The sequence below is a fragment of the Streptomyces solincola genome (assembly GCF_002982015.1).
GTDB lineage: Bacteria > Actinomycetota > Actinomycetes > Streptomycetales > Streptomycetaceae > Streptomyces > Streptomyces solincola.
Window position 1 is genome coordinate 1 of record NZ_PVLV01000172.1, and the last position, 7762, is coordinate 7762.

At 73.9% G+C, this 7762-nt stretch carries 4 protein-coding genes and 1 pseudogene; 4 read left to right on the forward strand and 1 reads right to left on the reverse strand.

Translation table 11 applies throughout. From position 1 onward, the window contains the following. A pseudogene (locus C6N75_RS13050) lies at positions 1 to 938 on the reverse strand (hypothetical protein); the annotation flags it as partial. A gap of 612 nt (positions 939 to 1550) precedes the next feature. Between C6N75_RS13050 and leuS the strand changes: the two are divergent. The 4 genes from leuS to C6N75_RS13070 all read left to right on the forward strand — a co-directional run bounded on the left by leuS (position 1551) and on the right by C6N75_RS13070 (position 7723). Next, positions 1551 to 4421, forward strand: a complete 2871-nt coding sequence (gene leuS / locus C6N75_RS13055) for a leucine--tRNA ligase (protein ID WP_105869054.1) — start codon at positions 1551 to 1553, stop codon at positions 4419 to 4421. A gap of 231 nt (positions 4422 to 4652) precedes the next feature. Next, positions 4653 to 5414 carry a hypothetical protein gene (locus C6N75_RS13060; protein ID WP_105869055.1) on the forward strand — a complete coding sequence of 254 codons (762 nt, stop codon included), beginning with the start codon at positions 4653 to 4655 and terminating at the stop codon, positions 5412 to 5414. A gap of 92 nt (positions 5415 to 5506) precedes the next feature. Next, positions 5507 to 6358 carry a DegV family protein gene (locus C6N75_RS13065; protein ID WP_105869056.1) on the forward strand — a complete coding sequence of 284 codons (852 nt, stop codon included), beginning with the start codon at positions 5507 to 5509 and terminating at the stop codon, positions 6356 to 6358. Positions 6359 to 6895: 537 nt separating this feature from the next. Next, on the forward strand, positions 6896 to 7723 hold the full coding sequence (locus C6N75_RS13070) for a helix-hairpin-helix domain-containing protein (protein WP_407703216.1): 828 nt from the start codon (positions 6896 to 6898) through the stop codon (positions 7721 to 7723). Positions 7724 to 7762 lie beyond the last annotated feature (39 nt).

Consider the following 7762-nt stretch of genomic DNA (forward strand, 5'->3'; position numbering starts at 1 on the left):
GGAGGAAACGCCGGGAGTGGTGGGGCGAGCGAGGAGGGCCGCTCGCGCGGTCTGCCGAGGCCGTCGGGAAACGGCTGCTCCCCGGGCCGTTCGGAGCGGCCGGCCGTGGGAGGGGCGGCCGATCCCCGGCGGTCGGGAGCTCCGGACCGGGCGGTCTGCGGGGGCAGGTCCGCCGTGCCGGGCAACGGGGAGACGGAGGGGTCGCGCCGCCTGCGCGGGGTGGAGCCGTTCCGCTCGGCGCCGGGGCCGAGCAGGGCCAGCAGCCGCTCGGCCAGCCTGCCCTGCACCGGGCGCGGCAGCAGCCGCACCGAGACGGCCCCGGCGACACCGGCGAGCGCCAGGCAGTAGAGGGCGGTGACCCAGGCCGCGGCGGGGCGACCCGCGTAGAGTCCGTGCATCAGAGCGAAGCACCAGGCCGGGTAGGCCAGCATGTGCAGCGGCCGCCAGCGGGCCGCGATCGTTCCCCGGCCGGCCAGGGCGCTGCGCGCGGCCCCGGTGGACGCGGCCACCACCATCAGCAGCCCGGCCAGCGAGCCCAGGCCGATCAGCCCGGACGCGCCGGTCAGGCCGAGGCTGAAGGGGACCAGTGCGCCGATCAGCTCCACGTGCCCGAGCGAGACCTTCACCGTGGCGTGCAGCAGCAGGAAACCCAGCGAGGCGACGGCCGTGGTGCGGTGGATCGCCTGGGCGAGCAGCCGGTGGCGGACGGAGAGCAGCAGCCGGTCGGTGGCCAGCAGACCCCAGGCGACGGACGCGGTCAGCGACACCAGGGAGAGGACGCCGGTGGTGAAGTCCAGGGCGGCGCGGAAGGCGTCGCTGCCGGCGACCGCCAGCACGGGTATGAGCACCAGCACGGCCGCGGCGATCCCGCCCCGTACCGGCTTGGTCAACCCGGATCCCTGCGCGGGCGACGAGCGGTTCTTGCGTTGAGGGTTCATGGGGGGCGACTCCAGTGGTGCGGAAAAGAGGTCCCGTGGCCGCATGCTAAGTCGACGCATACCAACCGGTACGAGCTTTGGGCGTTAATGGTTCGGCCGGTGCGCAACTGACTCTGGGGTTGCCCGGGATAGGGGCGATACGCGGAGTAACCCGGGCGTTCGCAAAGCCCTTCAGTGGTCTGTACCAGCCCCCGGCGCGGTCCGTACCAGGACGCGGGCAGGGCTGTCGCGACGGGCGGCCGCGCGCCGGGAGCCGGACCCGCGCAAACGGCGCAAGGAGGTGCGCAGGGGGCGTGAACCGAGCCGCGTACGCCGTCACGCAGGGCGTTCGCGCGGGCGCGTCCGGTGGGCGGACCTCGATGCGGCCCTTGCGGCCCCTGGGGTACCCTGGCGCCATGCGTGCCGTACGCCTTCTGCTTAGCGAGCCGCGCTGACCAGTCCCGACGCGGGGCCCCACCATCCGCGCGGAGTCGGCGCGGCGTCCCCTCCTGTGCGAGGGGCTTTTTCGTTTCGCGCACCGGTCGTCCCACTCCGGACGAGCCGCGCTCGGACGATCCGCGCACAGACCGGCCGGCAGTGGGCAGAGACGACCCCGATGGAGCTTTGAGGAACATGAGCGAGACGAACCAGGCCGCCGAGCAGGCGGCCCCGCATCGTTACACGGCGGCGATGGCCGCCGACATCGAGGCACGCTGGCAGGACTTCTGGGACGCCCACGGCACCTACGAGGCGCCCAACCCCACCGGTGACCTGGCCGGCGGCCCGGCCGTCGCCTCCCGGCCGCACAAGTTCATCATGGACATGTTCCCCTATCCGTCCGGGGCGGGTCTGCACGTCGGCCACCCGCTGGGCTACATCGCCACCGACGTCTACGCCCGCCACCAGCGCATGACCGGGCACAACGTCCTGCACACCCTGGGCTTCGACGCGTTCGGCCTGCCCGCCGAGCAGTACGCCGTGCAGACCGGCACCCACCCGAGGGTGTCCACCGAGGCCAACATGGCCAACATGAAGGTCCAGCTCCGCCGCCTGGGCCTGGGCCACGACCAGCGCCGCTCGTTCGCCACCATCGACCCCTCGTACTACAAGTGGACCCAGTGGATCTTCCTGAAGATCTTCGACTCCTGGTACGACGAGCAGGCCGCCACCGCCCGCCCGATCGCCGAGCTGGTCGCCCAGTTCGAGAGCGGTGAGCGCCCCGTGCCCGGTGAGGGCCGCACCTGGGCCGCGCTGACCGCCGCCGAGCGCGCCGACCTGCTGGGCGAGTACCGCCTGGCGTACGCCTCGGACGCGCCGGTCAACTGGTGCCCCGGTCTGGGCACCGTGCTGGCCAACGAGGAGGTCACCGCCGAGGGCCGCTCCGAGCGCGGCAACTTCCCCGTCTTCAAAGCCAAGCTGCGCCAGTGGAACATGCGCATCACCGCCTACGCCGACCGGCTGCTGGACGACCTGGACGCGCTGGACTGGCCCGAGGCCATCAAGCTTCAGCAGCGCAACTGGATCGGCCGGTCCGAGGGTGCCCGCGTCGACTTCGCCGTCGGCGAGGACGACGCCATCACCGTCTTCACCACCCGTCAGGACACCCTGTTCGGCGCCACCTACATGGTGCTGGCCCCCGAGCACGAGCTGGTCGAGAAGATCGTGCCGGCCGCCTGGCCCGAGGGAACCCACCAGGTGTGGACCGGCGGCCACGCCACCCCCGCCGACGCCGTCGACGCCTACCGCAAGCAGGCCGCGGCCAAGTCCGACGTCGAGCGCCAGGCCGAGGCCAAGGACAAGACCGGCGTCTTCACCGGCGCGTACGCGACCAACCCGGTCAGCGGCGAGCAGGTCCCCGTCTTCATCGCCGACTACGTGCTGATGGGCTACGGCACCGGCGCGATCATGGCCGTCCCGGCGCACGACAGCCGCGACTTCGCCTTCGCCCGCGCCTTCGAGCTGCCGATGCGCTGCGTCGTCCAGCCCACCGACGGCCGCTCCACCGACCCGGCCGACTGGGACGACGCCTTCTCCTCCTACGACGCCGTGCTGGTCGACTCCGCACACGGCGACATCAGCCTGGACGGCCTGGGCGTGGTCGAGGCCAAGGCCCGTATCACCGACTGGCTGGCCGAGCGCTCCATCGGCGAGGGCACCGTCAACTTCCGCCTGCGCGACTGGCTGTTCAGCCGCCAGCGGTACTGGGGCGAACCCTTCCCGATCGTCTACGACGAGGACGGCATCGCCCACCCGCTGCCCGAGTCGATGCTGCCGCTGGAGCTGCCCGAGGTCGAGGACTACTCGCCGCGCACCTTCGACCCGGACGACGCCGACACCCAGCCCGAGACCCCGCTGTCCCGCAACGCGGACTGGGTCAACGTCACGCTGGACCTGGGCGACGGGCCGAAGAAGTACCGCCGCGAGACCAACACCATGCCCAACTGGGCCGGTTCCTGCTGGTACGAGCTGCGCTACCTGGACCCGAACAACGACACCGCGCTGGTCGACCCCGAGATCGAGCGCTACTGGATGGGCCCGCGGGACGGTGCGCCGCACGGCGGCGTCGACCTGTACGTCGGCGGCGCCGAGCACGCCGTACTGCACCTGCTGTACGCCCGGTTCTGGTCCAAGGTGCTGTTCGACCTGGGCTACGTCTCCTCCGCCGAGCCGTTCCACCGCCTGTTCAACCAGGGCATGATCCAGGCGTTCGTCTACCGCGACGCCCGCGGCATCGCGGTGCCCGCCGCCGAGGTCGAGGAGCGCGACGGCGCCTTCTTCCACCAGGGCGAGAAGGTCAGCCGGGTCCTGGGCAAGATGGGCAAGTCCCTGAAGAACGCCGTCACCCCGGACGAGATCTGCGCCGAGTACGGCGCCGACACGCTGCGGCTGTACGAGATGGCCATGGGCCCGCTGGACGTCTCCCGCCCGTGGGACACCCGGGCCGTCGTCGGCCAGTTCCGCCTGTTGCAGCGGCTGTGGCGCAACATCGTCGACGAGGCGACCGGCGAGACCACCGTCGTGGACGCCGAGCCCGACGAGGAGACCCTGCGCGCCCTGCACAAGGCGGTCGACGGCGTCTCCCAGGACATGGCCGCCATGCGGTTCAACACGGCCATCGCCAAGGTGACCGAGCTGAACAACCACCTGACCAAGGCGGGCGGCGCCCTGCCGCGCACGGTCGCCGAGCGGCTGGTGCTGCTGGTCGCCCCGCTGGCCCCGCACATCGCCGAGGAGCTGTGGCGCAAGCTGGGCCACGACGACACGGTCGTCCACCAGGACTTCCCGGTCGCCGACCCGGCGTTCGTCGTGGACGAGACGGTGACCTGCGTGGTCCAGGTCAAGGGCAAGGTCAAGGCCCGGCTGGAGGTCGCCCCCTCCATCACCGACGCCGAACTGGAAGCTCTGGCCCTGGCCGACGACGGCGTCGTCGCCGCCCTGGGCGGCGCGGGCATCCGGAAGGTCATCGTCCGGGCGCCGAAGCTGGTCAACATCGTCCCGGCGTAGTCACCCCGCGGCGTAGTCACCCCGCGGCGTCGTCACCGCGCGGCGCCGCGCCACCGCCTGGGCGTCGCCCGCGGCGGTCGGACCGGCTGCCTCGTCGGTTCGCCGGGGTTGCCGTCCCCACACGGTCGGGGTTTCCCCTTACGGGCGGGTTGCGGGTTCCAAGGGAACCTGCGGCCCGCCCGTTCCGTTTACCGTGGAGGAAACGGCGGCGGCGACAACCGAGGGGACTCCATGGCAGAGGCGATCGTGATCCTGGCGCTGCTCTTCGTCGCCCTGGTCGCGTTGGGGGCGTATCTGGGCGTCAAGGCGGTCAGAGCGGCCAAGCGCGGCATGGACCGGACCATCGGCCAGGCCCGCCGCACCGTCGAGGACACCACCCTGCGGGCCCGCACCTACGGCCAGGCCGGGGTGCCGGCCGAGCTGGCCCGGCTGCGCCTCGCCCTGCGCACCTCCATGCGCGCCACCCAGGACGCCCTGGAGGCCGGCGCCGCCGAGGACGCCTCACTGAAGGAGTCGCTGGCGCTGTTCGCCCGGCTCAGCGCGCACGGGCACGAGCTCGACGCCGACCTGAAGCGCGTGGAGCGCGACCCGGACCGGGCCAGGGTCGCCGCCCACCTCGACGAGCTGCGCGAGCGCACCGAGCGGATCACGCACTCGGCGGACTCGCTGCGGTGGGCCGCCCGCGACCGGGCCCAGCGCTTCGCCGACGACGAGCTGGAGTCCCTCAGCGCCCAGATCGACGTGGAGGCGGGCGCGCTGCGCCACTGGGCCACCGGCGACGAGCCTGCCGCCGCCCCGGGCCCCTCGGGGTCTCCCCAGGCAAGGGCGACCGCCCCCGCCTGGGGAGACCCCGAGGCGGACACCGGCGCTCGGCAGCAGCGTGCCGAGCAGGCTGGGACGGACGGCCAGGGGCCCCCGGCGATCACCGCCCCCGACCCCCGGCGGCAGACCTTCTCCTGGCAGAAGGCCGCGCGTCCCGAGACGACCAACTGAGGCGGCGCGGCGGTGGCCGGGGCGGTCGCGGTGTGAGCGGGCTCCGGGGGCGGCCTGCCGCCTGAAGGCCGCTGCGGGGTAACCTCCCGGTCATGTCCCGCCATGTCGCGATCGTCACCGATTCCACGGCCTACCTGCCGCCGCAGACGATGGAGCGGCACGCTATCAGCGCGGTCCCGCTGACCGTCGTCCTCGGTGACCAGGCCCTGGAGGAGGGCACCGAGATCTCGGCCCGCTCACTGGCGCTCGCCCTACAGAAGCGGCGTCCGGTGACCACCTCGCGACCGAGCCCGGAGACGTTCGCCGCGGCCTACCGCAAGGCCGCCGAGGGCGGCGCGACCGCCGTCGTCTCCCTCCACCTCTCCGCCGAGTTCTCCGGCACCTATGACGCCGCCGTGCTGGCCGCCCGTACCGCCGACGTGCCGGTACGGGTGGTGGACACCGGCATGGTCGCCATGGCCCTCGGCTTCTGCGCGCTCTCGGCCGCCGAGGCGGCGGAGGCCGGCGCGGCCATGGACGAGGTGGCCGCCGCGGCCGAGAAGCGCGCGGCCGGCACCTCCGCGTACTTCTACGTCGACACCCTGGAATACCTGCGGCGCGGTGGACGCATCGGCGCGGCCCAGGCCCTGCTGGGCTCGGCGCTCGCCGTGAAGCCGCTGCTCGAACTGGACGGCGGCCGCATCGAGTTGCGGGAGAAGGTGCGGACCTCCTCCAGGGCCATCGCCCGGCTGGAGGAGATCGCCGCCGAGCGCGCCGCGGCGGCGGGTGGGGACGTGGACGTCGCCGTCCACCATCTCGCCGCCCCCGAGCGGGCCGCGGCCCTGGCCGATCGGCTGCACGGCCGGGTGCCCGGACTGACCGAGGTCAACGTCAGCGAGGTGGGCGCGGTGATCGGCGCGCACACCGGGCCGGGACTGCTGGGCGTGGTCGTCTCGGCCCGCTGACGCGGTCGGTCGGCGCTTCTCCTCACACTGCGGAGCTCATTCTTCGGGGCTCACTCTCCGGAGTGGCTGAAGTATCCCCATGCGAGGCGCTATCCACAGATTCGAAACGGCCCGCCCACGCAGGCGCTCCGGTCTCTACCGTGCTGTGGCATGACACGACGAACACGCTCAGTGACGGCTCACTCCGTGACGGCACGCACCCGGACGGCGCGTTCCGCCGCACATCGCCCCGGTGCCCGGGGCCGGGCCACCAGCGGCCCCGGTCGCGCAGGGGGCTCCGACGGGCGTACGCGACGGGGGAGCGGACCCGGCAGCGTGCGGGGGCGAGTGGGACGCCGCGCCGCGGCTGACACGGCCCTGGCCGCCGCGCGGCGACGGGCGGACAGGCTCTTCGCCCCGCCGCCCGACCCTCGCCGGCCCCCACCGGACCGGGAAGCCCCCGCGCCGGCGCTGCCGGGTGATCCCCCGACGCCCGCGCAGATCCTCGCGGAGGCGGCCAGGGCCGAAGCGGCCTCGGTGGAGGCGGCCTTGGCGGAGATGACCTTCACGGAGGCGGTGAGGGCCGACGCGAGACCTGCGGAAGCGGGGGCGGCGACCGGGGACGCCGTCCTCGACCGGGCGGGGGCCGCCGGCAGCGCTTCGGTGGCGTCTCCCCGCAAGAGCCTCGGCCGCCGGGAACGATGGCGGCTGGCGGTGCGGGACAGACTGCCGCTCTGGGTGCAGACCCGGTGCGGCATGGAACCGCGCACACTCGCCGCCCTGGCCGTCGTGCTGGCAGTGGCGGCGGCCCTGGCCGGCCGGCACTTCTGGACCGGCCGCCCGGAGCCGGTGCGCGCCCCGGACGTGATCCGCGAGGCCACCCCGCCCCGCCCCCGTGCCACGGTCGGAGCAGGGCCCACCGCCGGGCCGCTGCCGGTGGTGGTCATCGACGTCGGAGGAGAGGTCAGGCACCCCGGTGTGCTGCGGCTGCCCGCGGGATCGCGGGTCGCGGACGCACTGCGCGCCGCCGGCGGGGTCACCCCCGGCACCGACCTCGGCGGACTCAACCGGGCCCGGGTGCTGATGGACGGCGAGCAGGTGGTGGTCGGAGCGGCCGCGCGGGCCGCCGGGGTCTCCGTGCCGGGGCCGGCGCAAGGGCCGCAGGGCGCGGCGGGCGGTCCGGGCGCGGCGGCCGGGTCCGTCAGCCTCAGCACGGCCACCGTCGAGCAGTTGGACACCCTGCCGGGCGTCGGCCCGGTTCTCGCCCGCAAGATCGTCGACCATCGGACGCGGTCCGGCGGCTTCCGCTCGGTCGAGCAACTGCGCGAGGTCAGCGGCATCGGAGAGCGCCGGTTCGCCGAACTCCAACCCCTGGTGCGGCCATGACCGCCCACCGGGGGACGCCACCCGCGACCCGCCCTCCCG